Here is a 22296-nt window from a genome sequence, read left to right as displayed (position 1 = left end):
TGTTTGCTTGCGCCTAAATATGATTTTTAAAATAGCTCTGGCATTTTGAAAGTAAATTCAAGTATTACATTAAAGGAATAATGAAATGTTTATAATTCAACTAACGTTTTCTGATAATAAATCTCAAGCTAAAGATTTCATGGAAGGCCATAAAAAGTGGCTTCAGACAGGCTTTGATAAAGGTATTTTTGTATTATCTGGAAGCTTGCAGCCTAACGCAGGCGGCGGCATTATTGCAGTCGATGTTTCAAAACAGGAGATCGAAGAAATTGTCGCTGAAGATCCTTTTGTAATCGAAAATGTAGTTAAATCTGAAATCATTGAGTTAACGCCATCTAAAGCTGATGAACGCTTATCATTTTTGCTTGATAATCGGTTTTAATTGCTCGCTTAACCAATCAATAAACACTCGGGTGCGCCTTGGTAAATGACGTCGATTTGGGTAGACGATATTCATAGGCATGGGCGGCAAATTATAGTCAGGTAAAACTTGGATAAGTTCACCGCAGCTAAGCTCGTCAAGAACTCCATGACGTGGCACCTGAATAAGACCAAGCCCTGCTAAACACGCTGCTTTGTAGGCATCCGTATTGTTAACTGTGAGCTGTGATTTCATGGTCAGGGTTTGCCAATCGCCTTGTGTATCTCGGTATTCAAAGCCGGGGTCAAGTTGGCCGAGTGTTTGACTATAGCGAACAATGTAGTGCTCGGCTAAATCGCTAAGCTTTGTGATGTTGCCATAGTTTTTAATATAACCTGGGCTTACACAGTTAATCATCGGGCAGTGGCCAATTCTTTTCGCAATCAGCGATGAGTCTTCTAAATGACCGACTCGCACTACACAATCAAAGCCTTCTTCAATGAGGTTAACTCGTCTGTCAGAACTGCTCAGTTCAATCTCTAATTGTGGGTGTGCAGATAAAAAGCTGTCTAGATTCGGCAGCACTAAACGTCTGCTAATTGGCTGTGGCATATCTACTCTAAGACGCCCTGATAACGCTTCGTCTTTTTTATGAAATAGGGTTTGTAGTTCGTCTATATCAGCAAGCATATCTTTGCAGCGCTGATAAAAAACTGTGCCTTCGTTGGTCAGCGTGACTCGCCTTGTTGTGCGGTTTAGAAGCCGAGCACCTAACGTATCTTCGAGTTGTTTGACCAACTGCGAGACAGATGATTTAGGCATGCTCAGTGCAAGTGCTGCAGCCGAAAAGCTTTTTAGCTCTGCAACCTGAACAAAGGTTTTCATGGCATTCAGTTCATTCATGATTGTTTGTTATTTACGAACAGTTAATTCAATTTTACATGGTTTATCTGGTTTTGCAGTGTAAATATACTGGTTGCTCAAAATAACTCCAAAGCAAAGGTAAACATGATGAGCAACAAAATTGCAGTGATCACAGGTGGTAATCGCGGTTTAGGTAAAAATACAGTTTTAAGTTTGGCACGTAAGAACATTGATTGCGTATTTACTTACAGAAGCCATAAAGATGAAGCACAGCAGGTCGTAGAAGAAGTAGCTGCACTGGGGGCAAAAGCCGTCGCCATTCAACTTGATGTGAGCGATATATTAGGTTTTGCTGAATTCAAACAAACACTTGAAAGTACCTTAGCAACACAATGGCAAACCTCTCGATTTGATTATTTAATTAATAACGCAGGCCATGGTAGTGACAGTGCATTTGCTGATACCAGCGAAGCTATGTTTGATAATTTGATGAATGTACATGTAAAAGGTGTGTTTTTCTTAACGCAAACATTGCATGAGATGATCAATGATGGCGGGCGTATTATTAACTTATCTTCTGGGCTGACACGCTTTGCATTACCAGGAAAAGCGGCCTACGCCACCATGAAAGGGGCCGTTGAGGTATTGACCAAATACATGGCAAAAGAACTTGCTGGTCGCAATATTGCCGTGAATGTCGTCGCACCTGGTGCAATTGCCACTGATTTTGGTGGCGGTGCTGTCCGTGATAATGAGCATGTTGCTCAATTAGTCAGTTCATTTACAGCTATGGGGCGCGTTGGCCAAGCTGATGATATTGGCCCTATGATTGCGCAATTACTCGGTGATGAAAACCGTTGGGTAACCGGACAACGCATTGAAGCATCGGGCGGTATGTTTTTATAAGCCTGTTAGCAATCGCGTGTTTGTTTGCTTATTTAAGTGAATGTGATTTAATCGCTTTCTCTTTTTAAGCAATAAACATGTGATTGCATTTATGCTCGATTTAGCAGTACTCGCGGTTTTTATTCCGACCTTTTTCTTTGTTTCTATTACACCTGGTATGTGTATGACGCTCGCCATGACGTTAGGGATGAGTGTGGGCGTTAGACGTACGCTGTGGATGATGGTCGGCGAGGTGTTAGGCGTTGCCACGGTAGCCATTGCTGCGGTGATTGGGGTTGCTAGTATTATGCTTAATTACCCTGAGTTATTTGCCTTTTTAAAATACTTAGGTGGTGCGTACTTAATTTACCTAGGGGTTAATATGTGGCGCGCTAAAACCAGCTTTAAACCTAATGATGATACACAGCAGCAAATTGGTCGTGGGCAATTGTTTTCGCAGGGGTATATTACTGCCATTGCAAACCCAAAAGGGTGGGCATTTATGATTTCTTTACTCCCTCCGTTTATTAATGTTGATTTAGCGGTTGCTCCTCAGCTTGCGGTATTAGTGAGCATTATTATGCTGAGCGAATTTATCTGTATGTTGATTTACGCAACAGGCGGTAAAAGCTTAAGGCTGTTTTTGGATAAAGGCGATAATGTGAAGTGGTTAAATCGTATTGCTGGCGCGCTAATGATGTGCGTGGGCGTTTGGCTGGCGCTAGGTTAATACTAATTTGGATAATACCCATCCGAATACGGCAAATGGGTATTATCCTTGTAGCGTCTTAATCAACTAATTCAACTTGCTTAGAAACATGGTTAAAACACAGTTTTAATGTATCAATGGCAGTTTTTGTTTTTGCCGCTAAGCTGTCTCTGGCTGGTGTTACGGCATAAACAGTGTAATTTGGCATTGCCCACTCAGGTGCGATTTCAACCAGCTCTTTTGATTTTAGTAAATGCCTGACTTCTGGCTCTGGTAATACGCCATAGCCAACACCATCACACACTAATTTAATTAAACTTTGCATATTATTTACGGTGATCTTTGCTTTCGGTAACGGCTTGCTTGCCAGCGTTGACGGGTTAAACGCATTACTGTCGGCGTTGCTGTGGGCGATACGGGCAAAGTTGCCAAGGTCTTCCCAATTGGCTTTATCGAGTTTGCTAATTGCATGGTCTTTATGAGCACATAGCTTTAACGGCCAAGTTGCTAATTTACGAGCAACGAGGTTTGAGTCAGTTAATGGGCCAATCGCAATCGCTAGGTCAGCGCCGCATTTGATCATATCAATTGGCTCATCAGTCAAAATTAACTGAATACGTAAATCATCAAACTCGTTAATTAAGCGATCTAATGGCTCGCTTAATAGGCCGCCGCCAAACCCCACAGGCGCAACTAATTTGAGCTCGCCACTGGGTTTATTTTGTAATTGTTGCAATTGCGTACTGGCCTGATCAGCCAGTGCCAGTATTTTTAAACAGCTTTGATAATACAGGTGGCCCGCTTCGGTTAAAGTCAGTTCGCGCGGGCTGCGGTTAAATAGGCTCAATCCGATTTCTTGTTCTAATTGCTTAATGTGTTGACTGACAGCCGATGTGGTCATCGATAACTCTGCAGCTGCACTGCTCATGTTGCCTGTTTCAACAGTACGAGAAAATACACGCAATGTTTTTATCAGCTTGGAATTCATGGTTCAGGCCTTCTTAATTCAGTTTTAAGAAATCGTAAATTGTGAAAATCGGGACTTCTCATTAGTATGCAAACGCTAATTATTATCATTTATAAACAAAAAGTCACGGAGTATTATTATGACGAGGGTTGTTTCTTCTGTTTTACCACTCACCGCTGCTGTGTTAGCAGGTCTTTCCCATTTTGCATACGCTGATGACAAAAAACAAGACATGGAAGTAATAGTTGTATCGGCTTCCGGTTACGAGCAAATGCTTAAAGAGGCACCAGCCAGTATCAGTGTTATTGACCGTGAGCAGCTTGAAAAACGTTTTTATCGAGATCTAACCGATGCAATGACCGACGTTCCCGGTGTAGTTGTCACAGGTGGTGGCGACAGAAAAGATATCAGTCTTCGAGGGATGGCAAGTCAATATACTTTGATTTTAATTGACGGCCAGCGCCAAACCTCACGCGAAACTCGTCCAAACAGTGATGGCCCAGGTGTAGAAGGGGCATGGACTCCACCTATTTCAGCAATTGAGCGTATTGAAGTTATTCGCGGCCCTATGTCTTCACTATATGGCTCAGATGCAATCGGTGGTGTTATCAATATTATTACCCGTAAAACACCAGAAAAATGGTACGGCGAACTGCGTTTAGATAGCACGATTCAAGAATCAAGTGAATCGGGTAATATCAACCAAGGCAGCTTCTTCACTGCAGGTGGTTTAATTCCTGAGTTATTAGGTATGCAGTTATCTGGTCAGTTTTCAAAGCGTGACGAAGACGATTTTGAAGCCGGTTTTCGTGGTAAAGAGCAAAGTAATATCAAAGCAAAGTTTATCTTAACGCCCTCTGATAGCCATGAAATTATGCTTGAAGTAGGTTCTGCAAAACAAAAACTCGACGAAACATTAGGTAAAACAGTTGCTCCTTTAGCTGAAGGTGAAAGCTGTGGTCGACGTGGTTGCCCAGAGTCATCAACCACAGAGTACGACCAAGAAAGCTACTCACTAAGCCATAATGGTTTTTATGATTTTGGCTCATCACGCAGTTACTTAAAGTACGATAAATTCGATAATACCTCTCGCGAAATGTACGTCGAAAATACCGATGCGCAAACAAGCTGGACTTTACCATTTACCAATCATAATGCTGCATTTGGTGCGTCATATTTAAAAGAAGAGCTAGACGATTACACCAGTAACCGCATTAGTGACCTAACGCATGTTGAGAACGAGCAGTGGTCAGTATTTGCCGAAGATGAGTGGGCTGCAACCAAGCAATTTAAACTCACTACCGGTCTTCGTTATGACCATGATGGTAATTTTTCAGGCCATTTCAGCCCGCGTTTGTATGGCGTGTATACAGCAACTAAGTCGTTGACGGTGAAAGGCGGCATCTCAACAGGCTTTAGAGCACCGAATATTCGTCAATCTACCGCAGCTTGGGGGCAAGTGAGCCGAGGTGGTAATATTTACGGTAACCCAGATTTAAGCCCAGAAAAATCAGTAAACTACGAAATGGGTATCTACTATGATGCCAGCCGTGATTTATCGCTTTCAAGCACCGTATTTTACAACGAGTTTGAAGATAAAATTACCCGTATTTCGTGCCCACTCACTCAGTGTACTGATGGACCAAACCAGTTTGGTTCAATGCCAACGACCTATGTCAATGTGGATGAAGCCGTTACGCAAGGCTTTGAGTTATCAGTATCTTACGACATTACCAGTGAGCTTGATGTAAGTGCCAACTACACCTACACCGACTCTGAGCAAAAAACCGGTGAATACAAAGGCAGCCCACTTAACCAATTACCGAAGCATATTTTACAAACATCAGTTAATTGGCGCCCGGTTGATAAGCTAGGTACCTGGCTGCGTGTTCATTACCGCGGCGAAGAAAGCCAGCCGACAACAGGCCCGTCGCAAGATAGCTTAATTGCGCCAGATTACACCTTGGCTGATATTGGTGGTAACTATGATTTAAGCCGCAGCATTAAGTTAGGATTTGGTGTTTATAATCTGTTTGATAAAGAAATCACTGAAGATGAATACGGATATGTTGAAGATGGTCGCCGTTATTGGGTTTCTCTAGGCTTTAACTTTTAAATAATTATCAAGTTATTCGTATTTGCAGGTTTAACCACTAAGTTAATTGGTGGTTAAACCTTATTTTAGTAAAACTTAGGTTGTTATCTCAACGATAGCGCCGTAGTGCTGAATGACTTGCCCTGCAATATAATTTCCTTGTTTTGCGCATTTTTCGATAGCTTGATCCTGCAGCCAAGCCGATAAAAAACCAGCATTAAATGCATCTCCTGCCGCTGTTGTATCAATGACTTTGTTAATTTTATTGGTAGGATAATGCGTTGCATTTTGTTGCTCTAAAGTACTGTATTGGCACCCATTTCCACCATCTTTAATTACAAGTTCTTTAACGCCTAATTGATGAAGCCACTCTCTACAAGCTGAAATATCTTTGCAACTCCAAATCAGTGCTTCATCATCAAACGTTACCAAAGCCAGGTCGGCTAATTGCGCCATCCGCTTATTAATATCCTGACAGTATTGCATCGAATGCCATAACGAAGGCCTGTGATTGCTATCATAAGTTATTTTTACACCTGCGCGCTTTAAGTTTGTCAGCTCGTTAAGTAATGTATAGCAATCATCTGGGGGCAAAATTGCCAAACTAATGCCTGATAAATAAACAGCATCAAACTCAGTTAATTTATTGATGATATTATAAAATTTGGGCTGCTGAACAAGGTGCTTTGCTGCAGAATTATTGCGCCAATATTGAAAAGAACGCTCGCCATGTTGGTCTGTTTGAATCATATAAAGGCCAGCGTGTCTTTGCTTATCTTTGAGAACAAAGTCGCAATTTATTTGATAATCCTGCCAACGAGCGATCATAGCTTGGCTTAATGCATCTTCACCCATGGCAGTTACATAACAGACATCGACTTTTTCGCCTGCTAATTTCTTTAGGTAAATTGCGGTATTCATGGTGTCACCACCAAAGTTTTGTTGCATGGTTGCGAACAGCTCGCCAGACAATTCCACCATACATTCTCCAATAATGGCGACTTTTTTAGCCTGCATTACAGAGTGACTCCTTTTTTCCAAATGGCGACTTCACGAATATCATTAACTTCGTTACATGTTGGCTTACCGTTTACTATCTCAACTAATAAATCGACAAATTCCTGATGCACTTCAGGCATGCTTTTACCGCTGACTAGCACACCGGCATCAAAGTCTATCCAGCGCGTTTTTTTATTTGCCAGCTCTGAGTTAGTAGCAATTTTTAAAGTCGGCACAAAGCCCCCATAAGGCGTACCTCGACCGGTTGTGAATAACACAATATGACAGCCTGCAGCGGCAAGTGCGCTGGTGGCAATGGGATCATTACCTGGTGCATTGAGTAAATTTAAACCAGCGACACTTAAGCGTTCACCATACTCAAGCACAGCCTGCACTTTGCTTGTGCCAGCCTTTTGTGTACAACCCAACGACTTATCTTCTAATGTACTAATTCCGCCTTTTTTATTGCCTGGAGAAGGGTTTTCGTAAATAGGCTGATTATGTGCTTTGTAATAACCTTTAAAGTTATTAACCATGCTGACAAGTTGATTAAAGGTTTCTTCATCTTTACAGCGAGACATGAGTAATGTCTCTGCACCAAACATTTCGGGGACTTCCGTCAGGACTGTCGTGCCTCCTTGAGCGATTAAGTAATCAGAGAAGTAGCCAAGCATAGGGTTGGCTGTGATCCCAGATAGGCCATCACTTCCTCCACACTCAAGGCCAAATTTTACTTCACTGAGCTTGCCGGTTTCTCGCTTATCGTGTTTAACGACGCTGTAGATTTCTTCTAGTAGAGCTACGCCATCTTCAACTTCATCATCAGAGTGCTGTGAAATTAAAAACTTAATTCGTGATTCGTCTATATCACCTAAACCCGCTTTAAAAGCTGCTAATTGGTTATTTTCGCAACCTAGACCAACGATTAACGCGCCACCGGCATTAGGGTGTAAGGCCATATCTTGCAATAAAACTTTTGTGGTTTCTAAATCATCGCCTAACTGAGAGCAGCCAAATTGATGTGGAAATATGTGTACGCCATCAATTTCAAGATCAGCATGGTTACGTAAAAACTCATCTTTCATTTGTTTGATCATGCCATTCACGCAGCCAACGGTTGGGATCAACCATATCTCGTTGCGAATACCAATCTCACCATTGGCACGACGATAAATATTAACCTCAGGTGATGGCTCCTCAGGGGCTTGTGTAACGAACTCTGGCTGATATTGGTATGTTAATTCATCATGCAATGTTGTTTTGATGCAATGTGTGTGTACCCATGCGCCAGGATTAATATCTTCAAGTGCAAAACCAATTGGGGCGCCATATTTAATGACTCGCTCACCCTTAGCAATCGGCTTAAGCGCAACTTTATGACCCTTATCTATGTCTTCTAACGTTTTAAAAGAAAAGCCTTCAAATTCGATTCTTTCATTTGCATTGATTGGCTGTAAGGCAATCGCCACATCATCAGTATTGTGAAGTCGTAATAGTCTGCTCATGCTTATGACTCCAATAAGTTAACAAGCGTTTGTTCAACTGAGCTTGATAGCATTAGACTTAGTTGCTCAGTCACTTTATCTGTAAGGCCTGCTATTTCATTTAAGTCTTTATCCCAATGCCAGTTTGCAGCTAACACAGAGCTTACTAGCTCATTGGTTGTTATTGATCCTTGCTGATGTTGTTGCCATTGCTCGTTGAATAAAGCCAACCACTTTGGACTGTCGGCTAATTCAATTTTGTCTCCATTTCGCTCGCCACGATAAAACAATATTTGCCCAGCTAAAGCTGTTGCGATGAGTGGTGGTACAGTTTCGTTGTCGCTAATATATTGCTCTAATTGAGGTAACAAGCGTGTTTTGAATTTAGTCATGCTATTTAATGAAATAGACATCAGTAGGTGACATATATAAGGGTTTCTAAAGCGGTTTAATACGTCATTAGCGAAAATCTGTAACTCTTCTTTAGGTAAGGATAGAGTAGGGATGATTTCATCAAATATCAGTTTAGTAACGTATTTTTCAAGCAGAGGTGAAGCGAGAGCCTCGCCAACCGAATCAATATTTGCCATATAGGCAAGTGGAACCATAGCAGTATGCGCACCGTTCAAAATAGCCACTTTTCGTTGTTTATAAGGCGCAATATCGTCAACAATCTTAATGTTTAAGTCACTTCCTTCAAGGTGTAATACATCAGCTAAATGCTGTGGTCCTTGGATCACAAATAAATGAAAGTATTCTGCTGTTACCATGAAGTTGTCGTAATAACCGCATTGTTGCTGTAAAGCTTGATGTTCATCGCGCGGAAAACCCGTCACAATACGGTCAACGAGAGATGAACAAAAATGATTGTGCTCGTTAAGCCAGTTCACAAACTCGCTTGGTAAATCCCATAACTGACTGTACTGCAATACAATCTCTTTAAGCTTTTCGCCATTATAATCAATAAGTTCACAAGGAATTATGATCATGCCACTACTACTTGCACCATTGAAGTGCTTGAAGCGGTGAAATAACCATTGCGTTAGTTTTGCAGGAAATGCCTTTGCAGGGGTATCAGATAACTTGTCCTCGGGAATGTATTCAATGCCGGCTTCTGTTGTATTCGAAAAAATGACTTTAAGGTCGCTGTTCTCGGCAAGCTTTAAATAGTTATCAAACTCTTTGTAAACTGGGATTTCTTCGTTAACGCAACTGATAATACGCTGCTCAGAAACAGCTTTGTTTTGCTCATTGATACCACGAATAATACAGGTATATAAGCCATCCTGTATATTAAGAAGTGGCAGCGAGTCGTAGTCGATGGGTCTGATGATAGCAACACCGGCATTTAAACCGGTTTGTTCGTTAAGCTTATCTATTTGCCAATCGACAAATGCACGTAAAAAATTGCCTTCTCCAAACTGCATAATACTCGTTGGATATTTGTTTTTATTAAAGTTTTTACGATTTAAAGTTTGCATTTTTGTGCCCGCTCTTAGCATTGTTACAGTGTATTGCAGAACATAGTAGTTAATTTTGCCACCGGTGGCAAATAAGATTTGACAATTTGCTACCGGTAGTCAAAACTGGCCTTTAACAAATAAGTAATACAATTAACGTTTGTTTATAGCTATCCATTGAAAACTCAAAAAATTTTTTAAATGGATACGCAGGTCATAGCTTGGATTGCCGTGTACCTTAATGAAATATAAAGGATTATATAAGACAACATGAACACACAACTGAACACACAAAGAAGACACAACAATGCATAAAAATCTTCTGAGCACGCTATTTCTCTGCTGCTGTTTACTTTTTATCAGTGCTTGCAGTGACGACAACAAGGTTATTCGCCTAACAATGGCGCATACATTAGATAGCCGCCATGTTACTCATCAAGCCATGGAGTATATGGCAGAGCGTTTAGCTTATTACTCTGATAATCAAATGGAAATTGTGATTTATCCCGCAGCACAATTAGGCACGGAAAGAGAGTTAATAGAGCTATTACAAATCGGTAGTTTGTCGATGACAAAAGTATCGTCAAGCCCACTTGAAGGCTTTGTGCCTCAAATGAAAGTATTTGGGGTGCCTTATTTATTTAACGATAGTGAGCACTTTTGGAAAGTGCTTAATAGTCAGCTTGGGCAAAAATTGCTTGATGACCTAGCTGTAGCTCGCCTTAAAGGGCTTGGCTATTATGATGCGGGGAGTCGCAGTTTTTACACAACAGATGCTGCTATTAGAACGCCCGATGACTTAATTGGTAGCAAAATTAGAGTTGTAACTAGCCCAATGGCTATTGCTACTGTGCAGTCTTTAGGTGGCGCTGCCACTCCCATTGCGTGGGGTGAACTTTATTCTGCGCTGCAACAAGGTGTTGTCGATGGTGCAGAAAATAACCCGCCTAGCTATTACCTATCTCGTCATTATGAAATTGCGAAATACTACACCCTAGATGAACACACTTTTGTGCCTGACATCGTAGTTGCTAGTCAAAAGGTTTGGCAGCAATTAACGACTCAGCAGCAACACTGGCTGAAGTTGGCAATGCAAGATTCTGTTACCTATCAACGTAGTTTGTGGCAATCAGCATCTGATCAGGCATTACAGGCCGTTGTTGATGCGGGTGTTGAGGTTATTTACCCAGATAAACAAGTGTTTCAAGAGAAAGTAGCCCCTTTTCATGCCTCATTTAAAGGCACGCCTATCGCCGCACAAATTGCGGCAATAAAAGCGATGCAGGAGGCGTTATGAAAGAGTTTAATGCGAAAATAAATCAGCTCATTGAATGGGTATTAATTGTTGCGATGTTTGCCATTGTTGCAGTCGTTAGTTGGCAGGTGTTCTCACGCTTTATTTTGCAGTCCCCTAACTCTTACACTGAAGAACTTGCTCGTTTTTTACTTATGTGGATTGGCGTTTTAGGTGCTTCGTATGCCTATCGTACCCGAGCACACTTAGGGCTTGATCTTTTCTATCAGAAGATGATTCCAACGATACGTCGTAAGTGTTCATTTTTAATTGAGTTTTCAGTACTGATTACCGCGCTCAGCCTATTAGTTTATGGAGGCGGTATGTTGATGAACTTAAGCTTTGCATTAGATCAACGTTCAGCTGCTCTTGGGATCAATATGGGGTTCATTTATGTTGCTTTGCCAATTAGCGGCGTACTTATCACACTTAATTGCATTGAAAATATCATTTATTTTTTTAGACAAACACAGGAGCAAGAATAATGGAAATGACAGCCATCTTGTTGCTTGTTTGTTTTTTCACACTGCTCCTAATCAATGTACCGATCTCGATTAGTATTGCTCTGTCGACCTTGTTAGCACTGGTTTTACACATGGATTTTACTCCAGCGGCAACGACCATTGCGCAGCAAATGATAGGTGGAATAGATAGCTTTGCACTACTGGCCATTCCGTTTTTTATTTTATCGGGTCTGATCATGGGGCAGGGGGGCATAGCTAGGCGTTTAATTGAATCTGCTATGGCTATGGTCGGTTTTTTACCGGGCGGTCTAGCGCTGGTCAATGTGATGTCTTGTATGATGTTTGGCGCAATTTCTGGTTCTGCAGTGGCGGCCACATCGGCGATAGGCAGCTTTATGGTGCCAGAAATGAAAAAGCACGGTTATAGTGAAAACTTCGCCGCTGCGGTCACGGCCAGCGCAGCAACAACGGGTATGCTAATACCGCCAAGTAACATCTTAATCATTTATGCCATAGCAAGTGGTGGTGTGTCGATCGCGGCATTGTTTGTTGCCGGTTATTTACCAGGTATTTTACTGGGCTTAACACTGATGTTGGTCTGTGCCATCTATTCTTTAAAAAATAACTACCCAGTAGCAGCACGTTTACCACTTGCTTTAGTTTTAGAAAAAGTGATTGCAGCCATCCCTAGTTTGCTTCTCATAATAATCGTTATTGGCGGTATTATAGGGGGGGTATTTACAGCCACAGAGGCCGGTGCTGTCGCTGTACTATATGCACTGGTTTTAGCCGTTTTTGTATATAAAGAATTATCGCTAGATGAGTTACCTAAACTACTGCTAAAAGCTTGTGAAACAACGGCAATCGTGATGCTTATTATTGCCGCTTCTAGTGCGATGTCGTGGGTTTTATCATATTCACACATTCCGCAAATGGTGAGTCAATTTTTCTTAACCTTAAGTGATAACCCATTACTGATTTTGTTATTAATCAATCTCATTTTAATATTAGTGGGTGCTTTTATTGATATGACACCTGCTGTGCTTATATTTACTCCGATCTTTTTGCCGGTTGCAGCACAGTTTGGCATGTCGCCAGTGCAATTTGGGGTAATGATAGTGCTTAATTTATCAATCGGTTTGGTATCGCCGCCGGTTGGTAGTGTATTGTTTGTCAGTTGCGCAGTAGCAAAAACTTCGCTTCATAAAATCATTAAGCCAATGCTGCCTTTGTATTGTGTGATGTTTATGGTGCTTATGTTGGTGACCTATTTACCTGCCATAAGTGAGTTTTTACCTCGCTTACTAGGGTTGATTGATTAATAAAAACAATTGCTTTGCTAGAGTTAACAGCTTTTATGGATAAAAGCTTGGTGCTACTATAGCTAAGTTAGTTATTTCGGAATCTTCTATGTCAGTGACAATTAATGATATTGCCCGCTTATCGGGGGTATCAAAACGTACCGTTTCTCGTGTAATAAATAGCTCGCCTGCGGTAGGTGAAGCAACACGTGAAAAAGTGCTTGAGATAATAAAGCAAACAGGCTTCTCGCCAGATAAGCAAGCCAGGGGTTTAGCCTCAAGCCGTTCGTATTTGTTAGGGCTAATTTATGATAACCCTGATGCACTCTATATTGATGAAGTGCAACGAGGTGCATTGAGTGTCTGTGCTGAATTAGGCTACGAGTTAGTGGTACACCCAGGTTCTGCAAAACGCGAAGATTTTGTTGATGACTGCTTACGCTTTATTGCTCGCTCAAAATTAGATGGCGTCATTATCTTGCCTCCGGTATCAGAAAACAAAGAGCTCGCAGCAGCTTTAAGAGATGTTGATTGTCCTTACGTAAGGCTTGCGTCAGTTGATTTGGATGACGCTGATAATATTGTTGTATCTGACGAGCGTGCAGCAATGCGTGATATGGCAGACCATTTAGTCGAATTAGGCCATCAAGACATTGGCTTTATTTCTGGCCCACAAAATTATCGTTCATCAATAGAGCGTTTAGCTGGCTTTTTAGCTGAGTTGCAGGTTTATGATGTAAATTTACCCTCAGAATATATTGTTGAAGGCAAAAATAGTTACGACAGTGGTTTAGAGTGCGCTAGGGAGTTATTAAACAAACAACCTAGGCCAACAGCAATCGTTGCTAATAATGATGAGATGGCTGCAGCTGTACTCCGTGTGGCTAACAACCAAGGCATTAAAGTGCCAGAACAGTTATCGGTCGCGGGGTTCGATGACAATATTCTTGCATCTCGGATCATTCCATCGCTGACAACAATACGCCGACCTGTATTTAATATGGCATGCTTAGCCGTACAAAAGCTGATTAATCGCTCTCGTGGTAATCAAGACAAACTACCTATGCCTAAAACAGTAACGCCACATCTGGTGACACGCGAATCAACATCTCGAGTTCCTAAGTAAGCACGACATTATGGCAGTAATGCCGTGCTAGATTTTTATAAGTTATACGCCTTTTTAACCAACCCATAAGTTAGTTGATAAGCAAGCTCGTGGGCTGTTTCAATCGTTATTTGATGATTTGTAACAAGCTCTGCTAAGTAGCGGCAATCAACTCGACGTGCCACATCATGCCTTGCTGGAATCGATAGAAAAGCTCGCGTGTCATCATTAAAACCGACCGTATTATAGAAACCTGCGGTTTCAGTTGTTTGCTGACGAAAACGCAGCATACCTGCAGGGCTATCATGAAACCACCATGCCGGACCTAGTTTTAAACTAGGGTAGTGACCAGCAAGCGGTGCCAGCTCACGACTGTAAGTCGTTTCATCTAGGGTAAATAAAATGATTTTTAACTTTGGATGATTACCATATTTAGTTAAAAGCGGCTTAAGCGCATTAACATACTCGGTTTGGCTCGGAATATCTGCGCCTTTATCACGGCCAAATTGATTGAAAATTGGCTGGTTATGATTACGATGTGCACCAGGATGAATTTGCATCACAAGGCCATCTTCAATACTCATACCTGCCAGCTCCGTTAGCATTTGGCCACGAAATAGCTCTTGCTCTTGTTCTGTTGCGTTACCTGTGCGGCATTTTTTAAATAATGCTTCACATTCAGATAATGATAGATCAGCTGTAATCGCACTGGGGTGACCATGGTCGGTTGCAGTTGCTCGACCTTCTTTTTTAAAGTAAGCGCGACGAACTCGGATCGCTTCTAAATAACCTTGCCAAGTACTGGTATCTTGGTCTGTTAATTCGCCAAGCTTAGCGAGGTTATCAGTAAAGTCTTCTCGGCTCGCATCCACAACATCATCAGGCCTAAATGTGGTTATAACTCGTTTGGCCATAGCCGTTTCAGCCATCTCTTTATGATGTTCTAGTGAGTCTAATGCACCTTCAGTTGTTGCTATGAGTTCTATATTAAAGCGATCCATTAATGCTTGCGGTTTATAAGCATCTGTTGCAAGTTCAGTGGTGATTTTATCGTAGTATTGTTGTGCGTTTTCAGAGTTAAGTTTTTCTTTAAAACCAAATACATCATAAAAAACGGCATCTAACCAATAGCCACTTGGGGTGCCTGCAAATAGGTAATAGTTATCCGCAAAAATCTGCCAAGCTTTTTTTGGATCTGCATTTTTTGATCGTGTTAAATCGCCATCGATACCATGCTCAGGAATACCAAGCTCGGTTAAATCAATACCTTGGCTGTAAAGCATTCTAAATACATAGTGATCTGGTTTTATAAAGAGTTCAGTGGCGTTACCAAAGTTAGGGTTTTTATTAAACCACTTTGGGTCTGTATGGCCATGTGGGCTGACTATTGGAAGGTCTTTTATTTGTTCATAAAGCTCTCGGGCAACACTAACAATTGCCGGGTCACTCGAAAATAGCCTATCAGGGTGAAGTGAAAGCGGCTGTGATTTAATTGACATAAGGTTCCTCAAAATCTTGCGTTGCCAGCGGTGGCAAAATTTAAATATGTAATGACTAAACTTAATTAGCAGTGAGTAACTTAGGCACGTTAGTTGTTTTTTAATGGCCTAAGACTGATATTTATGCAAACAACTTTAGCAAACATTGCCACCGGTGGCAATGTTGTTGCGCGTAGATAAATTTAGTCTATCTAAAATGAAAAAAGCACTGACCCTAAGGGTACAGTGCTTTATTTTCTAACTTGATGGGGAAATCAAATAAACCTTCCTTGGTTTTGCTAAACTTAGTTAGAAGCTATAGCGGAATCCTAAGCCGAATGTACGGCTATAAATAGACGCTGAGTCGTTTAGAACAGTTGGTAGTTCGTAGTATTGACGATAAACCTCATCTGTTAGGTTTGTTGCATCAAATGTCACAACCAAGTCTTCAGTGACATCGTAACTTACTTGGAAGTCTAAACTTTGTTCTGGTCGACGATAAACTCCTCGTGGATGCGCGAAACGACCTGAGCCATAGCGATTTAAGAATGAGTCACGCCAAACGTAAGAGAGGCGAGTGCTGAAATTTTCTCGTTCATAAATTAATACACCGCTGTAAGAGGTATCTGAAACACCAAATACGCTTCTGTTTGTGTACCCTGTTAATTCACCTTCGTTGCTGAAGATTGGAATGTCTTGATCCGAATCTAAGAAGGTACCACTTGCTTGAAGGCCAATGCCATCTAACCACTGTGGAACAGATTCAGGGAAGTAAACTAAGCCAACTTCAACGCCTTTAAGAACACCATTGGAGGTGTTGCCAGGTTGAGAAAGTATATAATCTTCCATCTCGCCTGTTTCTGGGTTTGGAAATTGAGCTTGGCGTAATGAATCAAAAACAAACCCTTCAATATCTCTGTAGAAGTAGGTCGCATACGCTGAGCTACCTTCATTAAAGTAGTATTCTAGTGAGAAGTCATAGTTAGTAGATTCAACTGGGCGTAGACTTTGATTACCACCGCTAGCGTTGCCGTAGCCAACATTTGTAGTGTCTGGACGTAAATTAATAAAACTATTTAATTGGCCAAACTCTGGGCGGCGTAAGGTTTGCGTATAAGCAAAACGAGTTATTAGATCATCACTTAAATGGTAGCGTAGCGTTAAATTAGGTAAGAACTTTGCGCTACTATTTCGGCCAGTACTTTGTACTATGCCACCAACTTCTCCATCCCAGTGGTAAAAGTCCATGTCAGCGCCTGCGTAGGTATAGCGAAGACCAATATCACCGTCTAATCGATTACCAAAAAGTTGTGTTTCAAATTGGCTTTGCACATACGCAGCCCATGAAGTTTGGTCGATATCGAAGTTCTTTTGTAGCGTCATTCGACGCTCGCCATCGGCGCTATCGTAGAAATTAAACGTATCACGATACTCTGCACGGTTTTGCCATAAGTTTTTTGCATTAAAGGCAACCCATGATCTCGGCAAATCACTTTTCCCATCAAAGAAATCACTATTTACGTAGTGCGCTTCTGAGCCTAGAGATGCTAATGGAATAGGGTTAAATCGATTAGAATCACGACTACTGCTATCAGCTGTACGTTTATCATAACGAACACCTGCTTTAGCTTTTGTAAAGATACCCCAGTCAACATAGAAGTCGAGGTCAAGCGTGAATGTTAAGCCATCACCATTATCCTCACCGCCGTTGTCGAACATGGTACTGGTGGTCCATAAGCTTGGATCGGTTAAATCAAGTGGAGTACCAAACTCTTCATCGTAAACAGTCCATGCCATGATGCCGTCTTCATGATTGAAGTCTGCCATGACAAATGGGAAACGAGTATTTGCCTGCATAGCAACAAACTCACGTTCATATTTACTTGTTTGATAGACCAACTCAGATTTTAGTGTTGCATCTTCAGATAGCGCCCATTTACCACCTAATGCAAACATGTAGCTATCAGTTTGGCTCTTAGAAAAGTCGCCGCTGGTAAATGCGCCTGAGTCACCCCAAGCACGAGATTTGATGACATTTGTGCCTTCAAACAACACTGGTTGTGTCACCGTTTCTAGCCGTGAAGAATCTGCGTATGAAAATAGTAGGTGATTATTACTTTCGTTGCGGTAGCCATTGTAAAATGCTTCGAAAATATACTCTGATGTATCATTCGGTGCCCATTGAAATGACAGGTTTACTGCTGGGCGTTCACGTTTACCAGTTAGATCTGACTGATTTAGTGCGTCACGACTTAGATAGTACTCAACCTCACTGTCAGTTGCAGGGTCATACATGGTTGCCCCTGGCGTTCTGTCCATACCGTGTTCAAGGCCAGTTGGCCATGGGTAAATGCGATTTAAGTTATCAGCTCTAAATGGCACGAAACCACCTGGTGCACTATTTTCATCTCGGTAGCTGGTGCTAGCAAATGAAAGGTTAATTAATGCGCCGAGATCACCAACTGATGATTCCCAACGATTGCTGGCAAGCACACTTACTATAGGATCGGTTTCTTCAGATTGGTCTTGATAAACGCCACGGGCATTGACCACAACCTTTGAGCCTTCAAAATTAAATGGGCGTTGGGTGCGAACATTAAGTTGACCCGCAATACCGCTCGCTAATTGGCTGGCGTTGCGTGTTTTGTATACCTCTACACTTTCAAGTAGTGCCGCAGGTATGTCTGCAACAGCAAGTTGACGCCCTGCTGCGGTGAACATTTCGCGGCCATTAATTGTTGTTGTAACATCGGTTAAGCCACGGATTGTAACAGTATTTACTTCACCCGATGCGCGGTCTGTTACCTGTACACCCGTTACACGTTGTAGCGCCTCAACAAGGTTATTATCAGGAAACTTACCAATATCTTCGGCAACAATCGCATCAACAACCTGAATCGATTGGCGCTTGATATTAACGGCTTTATTTAAGCTGCTTCGGATCCCAACAACTTCAATTATTTCAAGGGAATCATTGTTGTCATTTGCTTGAGCGTTTTGTGTTTGCTCTGCAGCCTCATCTGCTGCATAAACACATTGCCCAAAAAGGGCCATACAAATTGTGCTGGCTAATGTCGTTTTCTTAAACATTTAAAATAACCTCCAAAATTATTTTAATGCGAATCAATAACAGAAGTTATTTGATTCAGTGTTAAATCAGCATCATTAGAAAAACCTCTAATGTTCGACAAGGTGCTGATATCGTGTGTTTTTTTATTAAGTGTATTTTTCCTGCATCTTTGCCACCGGTGGCATTTTTAGCCAAATAGTTGCACCGCAAGTAAGCATGCCAGGCTTGTTGTGTTGTCTTCATCCCCCTAACCACGCTCCTAAATTTTATAACACAGAAAATTTAGATGTTTAAGTATTATTATATTCTTTTTAATAATTTGTTACTTATTTCTGTGTATTTTAAAAATAAGTCATTTATTATCAACGGTTTAATTTTTTAATGATTTTCAAATAAAGAATTTAGATGTGTAGTTACATAGCAATTTGTATTATTTTTTGCTTCATAAAGAGAGGGTTCAGTTGTAGTGCAAGGTTTAATTTCTTTTTGGTGCAAGACAAAAAATAAATGATTTTATTGTTAATTTATTTATTAAAATTAATGCGGTAGGTCATTTTTTAGCGTCAAATATGATAAGTAAAACACGTGAACAAGGTGGATGAAACCTCAAAATGCTACCGGTGGCAATTGTATTATGATATGTATATAATTGATGTTAATATTAGCTTGTGTAGACTAAAAATTTTCTAAAAACATTATAATTTCAACAGTTAGAGGAACACATATGAGGAAGGATTATTTTGGCCGGCTTGAAAAAAAGCTAAGGTTAATAAGCAAATCTGCATGGCTTGAAACCAGTATATTAAGAAATGCGTTTATCGCTTGCTTAAGCTTCTTGTTTGTAGCCTGTAATAGTCAGCAAAGTGTTGACGTTCAGCCTAATGATCAAGCTAAAACAGACATCATGATGTTAAGCGGTACTGGCAGTGATGATGCGGTGAAATGGGACTTTTACTGTAGTGAAGGGCAAAATTGTGGTGAGTGGAGTAAAATAGATGTTCCTTCTAACTGGGAGCAACAAGGCTTCGGTAACTATGATTACGGCTACATCCCAGATAAACATAGCGAACAAGGTATTTATCGTCGTGATTTTACCCTACCTGCTGATTGGTCTGGTCGCAAAATTGAAATTGTTTTTGATGGTGTGATGACAGATGCCACTGTGTTTGTGAACCAACAACAAGTGGGCCCAACCCACCAAGGTGGTTTTTATCGATTCAGCTATGACATAACGCCATATTTAAAAAGTGGTGAAGCTAATGAGCTAAAGGTTGTGGTAGATAAAGTTTCGGCTAACAAAAGTATCGAAGCAGCAGAACGCGCAGCAGACTACTGGGTGTTCGGTGGTATCTATCGTCAAGTCTTTTTACAGTCTTTGCCACAATCTCATATTGATTGGGTTTCATTAGATGCAAAAGCGTCTGGTGAATTTAAAATGGATGTTTATCTCGAAGGACTAGATAAATCAAATGCTTCTGCAGTTGAAGCACAAATTTTAGATTTAGATGGCAACCCTGTAAGTGAAACGTTTAATGCCACACTTAATGGTAAAAAAGTGCACTTAGCCACTAATGTTGACTCTCCTGAGCTTTGGAGCGCCGAGACGCCTAATTTATATCAAGTACGTATTGATTTAAAAGAAGGCTCTAAAACTCTACATAGTTTCGATAAAACCTTTGGCTTTAGAACTTTTGAATTACGCCCACATGACGGCTTATATTTGAATGGCGAAAAAATTATCCTTAAAGGGGTTAACCGTCACAGCTTCCGTCCAGCAACTGGGCGTACTATGACTAAACAAGCCAGCATCGATGACATTAAGACGATGAAAAGCATGAACATGAATGCTGTTAGAATGTCGCATTACCCACCCGATGTGCACTTTTTAGAAGCGGCAGATCGTCTTGGTATTTATGTTATTAATGAGTTAGGCACATGGCAAAAGCCAGTTATTGATACACCATCAGCGAGACGCCTAGTTGCACAGCTTGTTAAACGCGACCAAGCACACCCAAGTATTTTATTCTGGGCGAACGGTAATGAAGGCGGTTTTAATACCGATGTTGATGATGATTATCATCTTTATGACATTCAAAACCGTCCAATTCTTCATCCTTGGGAGTTGTTCCGTAATATCGATACTGATCATTACCCAACTTACTCGGAACTGGTAGCTAAAAAAGCCCGTAATGAAGTATTTTTCCCAACCGAGTTCTTACATGGCTTATATGATGGTGGCCATGGTGCAGGTTTGAGAGATTTTTGGGACTTCATGATGTCAACTCCTGTTGGTGCCGGTGGTTTCCTATGGGTGTTTGCTGATGAAGGTGTTGAGCGTACAGATCAAAATGGTCGTGTTGATACCGACTTTAACCATGCACCAGATGGTATTGTTGGACCTTATGGTGAAAAAGAAGCGAGCTTTTTTACAATTAAAGAGATTTGGTCACCAATCCAAGTTGAAAATTTAAAGAATGGCCAGTTACTTGCCGGTTCTTTTGACGGTCAGTTGCAAGTTAAAAACTTGTATGACTTTGTTGATTTATCAACTATGTCGCTCGAATGGCGTTTATATCAGCCAGTGACAGCGTTTTCTGATAAAAAGCAGCTTGTAGCGAGCAATAAAGCCACACTCCCTGCTATTAAGCCAGACTCGACAGGAACAGTACAATTGAACTTACCTGACAATTGGCAGCAAAATGGGTGGTTAGAGGTTGAATTTTTTGACCAGCAGCAGAATTCAATTTGGACAGATGCTTGGCCTATCCAAAGCGCTGCTAAACTTGCAAAATTAACTCAAGAGCAATTTGAAAATCAGGCATCAGCAACTAAACCAGCTCAAATTGTTAGTCAAAACGAATCTGAGTTAGCGGTTAAGGCTGCTGATAGAACAATTATTTTTGATGCAACAACAGGTCTATTAAAGTCATACAGTAAGCAAGGTCAAACTGCGGCGTTGACTAATGGTCCTAAGCTACTTCGTTCTGATAACTCACTAAATAAAGGGGTTTATAATGGTATTGGTTCATGGCTAACTCATGATCCAAATGCTGAGAAAGAAGCGCAACAAGATAAAAAACCGACAGAATTAAAGTCTGAAATTATTGCTAATGATTTAGTGATTGAAGTGATGAACCCGCCAGCAGGCATTACAAAGCTAACTTGGACTGTTCACCCTGAAGGTCATTTATCAATGGATGTTGATTACTGGCTTGACGGTGAATACATCCTTCATGGCGTTGGTTTTAATTATCCGAAAAAAGCAATTGAGCATAAACGTTGGTTAGGTGATGGCCCTTACCGTGTATGGGCTAACCGCTTAGAGGGCGTAAACTACTCTGTTTGGGAAAATGATTATAATGAAGGCGTTGCTGGCGAGCGCTGGGAATTACCAGAGTTTAAAGGATACTTCTCGGATATTCAGTGGCTTACATTAAGCTCTCAGCAAAGTGAAATCACTTTCTCTACTGCAACTCCAGATCTATATGCGCGAGTTATGCAGCCTGATGATGGCGAGCGCCCTGATAATACATTAGCACTTAAATATGATGAAGAAATTAGCTTCTTACACAGAATTAGTGCAATAGGGTCTAAGTTCCACGCAGCCCACCACCTTGGGCCACAAGGTCGACCTGTGGCAGAAAGAGGAATAAACAATATCAAGCTAACGATATACTAATTTACAAAGAGTTACTCGTTTTAGTGAAAGCGCTGCAGAAACCTGCAGCGCTTTTTTGTTTTAATCCACTAAAGTGCATCA

At 41.1% G+C, this 22296-nt stretch carries 16 protein-coding genes; 9 read left to right on the top strand and 7 right to left on the bottom strand.

The annotated features are described in order from the left end of the window. Positions 1 to 85 precede the first annotated feature (85 nt). Complete coding sequence (locus tag ABMY41_RS03775; RefSeq protein ID WP_289097044.1) at positions 86 to 382, top strand: hypothetical protein; 297 nt, start codon at positions 86 to 88, stop codon at positions 380 to 382. Here the strand turns inward: ABMY41_RS03775 and ABMY41_RS03770 are convergent. Then, positions 356 to 1264, bottom strand: coding sequence for a LysR family transcriptional regulator (locus ABMY41_RS03770; RefSeq protein WP_289097045.1), 909 nt, complete (start codon positions 1262 to 1264; stop codon positions 356 to 358). The genes ABMY41_RS03775 and ABMY41_RS03770 overlap by 27 nt on opposite strands. Positions 1265 to 1369: 105 nt before the next feature. Between ABMY41_RS03770 and ABMY41_RS03765 the strand changes: the two genes are divergently transcribed. Then, positions 1370 to 2131: an SDR family oxidoreductase gene (locus ABMY41_RS03765; RefSeq protein WP_229677602.1), complete on the top strand. Its 762-nt coding sequence runs from the start codon at positions 1370 to 1372 to the stop codon at positions 2129 to 2131. A 91-nt stretch (positions 2132 to 2222) separates the two neighbouring features. Then, entirely contained in the window at positions 2223 to 2840 is a 618-nt protein-coding gene (locus ABMY41_RS03760; protein WP_054562642.1) for a LysE family translocator, read from the top strand. 58 nt (positions 2841 to 2898) lie between these two features. Here the strand turns inward: ABMY41_RS03760 and ABMY41_RS03755 are convergent, their stop codons facing one another. After that, positions 2899 to 3807, bottom strand: a complete 909-nt coding sequence (locus ABMY41_RS03755) for a LysR family transcriptional regulator (RefSeq protein ID WP_058584682.1) — start codon at positions 3805 to 3807, stop codon at positions 2899 to 2901. 118 nt (positions 3808 to 3925) lie between these two features. Here ABMY41_RS03755 and ABMY41_RS03750 point away from each other — a divergent pair, with 118 nt between their 5' ends. Next, positions 3926 to 5902 (top strand): ligand-gated channel protein, encoded by a 1977-nt coding sequence (locus ABMY41_RS03750; RefSeq protein ID WP_252949909.1) that lies wholly within the window; start codon positions 3926 to 3928, stop codon positions 5900 to 5902. A 75-nt stretch (positions 5903 to 5977) separates the two neighbouring features. Here the strand turns inward: ABMY41_RS03750 and ABMY41_RS03745 are convergent, their stop codons facing one another. Genes ABMY41_RS03745 through ABMY41_RS03735 form a run of 3 tightly spaced genes read right to left on the bottom strand, consistent with a single transcriptional unit; the run spans position 5978 to position 9845 of the window. Continuing rightward, the gene (locus ABMY41_RS03745) at positions 5978 to 6898 is read right to left on the bottom strand and encodes a sugar kinase (protein ID WP_349274161.1); all 921 of its coding nucleotides are present in this window, start codon (positions 6896 to 6898) and stop codon (positions 5978 to 5980) included. Beyond that, positions 6898 to 8385: an altronate dehydratase family protein gene (locus ABMY41_RS03740; RefSeq protein ID WP_287244865.1), complete on the bottom strand. Its 1488-nt coding sequence runs from the start codon at positions 8383 to 8385 to the stop codon at positions 6898 to 6900. The genes ABMY41_RS03745 and ABMY41_RS03740 overlap by 1 nt, the downstream gene beginning before the upstream one ends. Before the next feature lie 2 nt (positions 8386 to 8387). Continuing rightward, positions 8388 to 9845: a tagaturonate reductase gene (locus ABMY41_RS03735; RefSeq protein ID WP_349274160.1), complete on the bottom strand. Its 1458-nt coding sequence runs from the start codon at positions 9843 to 9845 to the stop codon at positions 8388 to 8390. A gap of 379 nt (positions 9846 to 10224) precedes the next feature. Between ABMY41_RS03735 and ABMY41_RS03730 the strand changes: the two genes are divergently transcribed. The 4 genes from ABMY41_RS03730 (at position 10225) to ABMY41_RS03715 (ending at position 14009) form a co-directional block, all read left to right on the top strand. Continuing rightward, positions 10225 to 11121, top strand: a complete 897-nt coding sequence (locus tag ABMY41_RS03730) for a TRAP transporter substrate-binding protein (protein WP_156426482.1) — start codon at positions 10225 to 10227, stop codon at positions 11119 to 11121. Beyond that, entirely contained in the window at positions 11118 to 11603 is a 486-nt protein-coding gene (locus ABMY41_RS03725; RefSeq protein ID WP_349274159.1) for a TRAP transporter small permease, read from the top strand. Before ABMY41_RS03730 ends, ABMY41_RS03725 begins: the two co-directional genes overlap by 4 nt. Continuing rightward, positions 11603 to 12904: a TRAP transporter large permease gene (locus tag ABMY41_RS03720; protein ID WP_251601597.1), complete on the top strand. Its 1302-nt coding sequence runs from the start codon at positions 11603 to 11605 to the stop codon at positions 12902 to 12904. The genes ABMY41_RS03725 and ABMY41_RS03720 overlap by 1 nt, the downstream gene beginning before the upstream one ends. Positions 12905 to 12992: 88 nt before the next feature. Then, on the top strand, positions 12993 to 14009 hold the full coding sequence (locus ABMY41_RS03715) for a LacI family DNA-binding transcriptional regulator (RefSeq protein ID WP_287244852.1): 1017 nt from the start codon (positions 12993 to 12995) through the stop codon (positions 14007 to 14009). Between the two features lie 35 nt (positions 14010 to 14044). Here ABMY41_RS03715 and uxaC read toward each other — a convergent pair whose 3' ends face one another. After that, positions 14045 to 15487: a glucuronate isomerase gene (gene uxaC, locus ABMY41_RS03710; protein WP_175078800.1), complete on the bottom strand. Its 1443-nt coding sequence runs from the start codon at positions 15485 to 15487 to the stop codon at positions 14045 to 14047. 288 nt (positions 15488 to 15775) lie between these two features. Continuing rightward, the gene (locus ABMY41_RS03705; RefSeq protein ID WP_349274158.1) at positions 15776 to 18556 is read right to left on the bottom strand and encodes a TonB-dependent receptor; all 2781 of its coding nucleotides are present in this window, start codon (positions 18554 to 18556) and stop codon (positions 15776 to 15778) included. 704 nt (positions 18557 to 19260) lie between these two features. On the opposite strand from ABMY41_RS03705, the gene ABMY41_RS03700 reads away from it, so the two are divergent. Beyond that, positions 19261 to 22215: a glycoside hydrolase family 2 TIM barrel-domain containing protein gene (locus ABMY41_RS03700; RefSeq protein WP_289097052.1), complete on the top strand. Its 2955-nt coding sequence runs from the start codon at positions 19261 to 19263 to the stop codon at positions 22213 to 22215. The last annotated feature ends 81 nt before the right edge of the window (positions 22216 to 22296 follow it).

Origin of the sequence: Pseudoalteromonas sp. BZA4 (genome assembly GCF_040104395.1) — a bacterium.
Lineage (GTDB): Bacteria > Pseudomonadota > Gammaproteobacteria > Enterobacterales > Alteromonadaceae > Pseudoalteromonas.
This window is presented reverse-complemented; position numbering and strand designations above follow the sequence as displayed.

Excerpts from the sequence above, each read along its gene's own strand:
- ABMY41_RS03745 (WP_349274161.1), bottom strand. The coding sequence starts at position 6,898 with ATGCAGGCTAAAAAAGTCGCCATTATTGGAGAATGTATGGTGGAATTG.
- ABMY41_RS03720 (WP_251601597.1), top strand. The coding sequence starts at position 11,603 with ATGGAAATGACAGCCATCTTGTTGCTTGTTTGTTTTTTCACACTGCTC.
- ABMY41_RS03730 (WP_156426482.1), top strand. The coding sequence starts at position 10,225 with ATGGCGCATACATTAGATAGCCGCCATGTTACTCATCAAGCCATGGAG.
- ABMY41_RS03755 (WP_058584682.1), bottom strand. The coding sequence starts at position 3,807 with ATGAATTCCAAGCTGATAAAAACATTGCGTGTATTTTCTCGTACTGTT.
- ABMY41_RS03750 (WP_252949909.1), top strand. The coding sequence starts at position 3,926 with ATGACGAGGGTTGTTTCTTCTGTTTTACCACTCACCGCTGCTGTGTTA.
- ABMY41_RS03705 (WP_349274158.1), bottom strand. The coding sequence starts at position 18,556 with ATGTTTAAGAAAACGACATTAGCCAGCACAATTTGTATGGCCCTTTTT.
- uxaC (WP_175078800.1), bottom strand. The coding sequence starts at position 15,487 with ATGTCAATTAAATCACAGCCGCTTTCACTTCACCCTGATAGGCTATTT.
- ABMY41_RS03765 (WP_229677602.1), top strand. The coding sequence starts at position 1,370 with ATGATGAGCAACAAAATTGCAGTGATCACAGGTGGTAATCGCGGTTTA.
- ABMY41_RS03735 (WP_349274160.1), bottom strand. The coding sequence starts at position 9,845 with ATGCAAACTTTAAATCGTAAAAACTTTAATAAAAACAAATATCCAACG.
- ABMY41_RS03760 (WP_054562642.1), top strand. The coding sequence starts at position 2,223 with ATGCTCGATTTAGCAGTACTCGCGGTTTTTATTCCGACCTTTTTCTTT.
- ABMY41_RS03770 (WP_289097045.1), bottom strand. The coding sequence starts at position 1,264 with ATGAATGAACTGAATGCCATGAAAACCTTTGTTCAGGTTGCAGAGCTA.
- ABMY41_RS03740 (WP_287244865.1), bottom strand. The coding sequence starts at position 8,385 with ATGAGCAGACTATTACGACTTCACAATACTGATGATGTGGCGATTGCC.
- ABMY41_RS03725 (WP_349274159.1), top strand. The coding sequence starts at position 11,118 with ATGAAAGAGTTTAATGCGAAAATAAATCAGCTCATTGAATGGGTATTA.
- ABMY41_RS03775 (WP_289097044.1), top strand. The coding sequence starts at position 86 with ATGTTTATAATTCAACTAACGTTTTCTGATAATAAATCTCAAGCTAAA.
- ABMY41_RS03700 (WP_289097052.1), top strand. The coding sequence starts at position 19,261 with ATGAGGAAGGATTATTTTGGCCGGCTTGAAAAAAAGCTAAGGTTAATA.
- ABMY41_RS03715 (WP_287244852.1), top strand. The coding sequence starts at position 12,993 with ATGTCAGTGACAATTAATGATATTGCCCGCTTATCGGGGGTATCAAAA.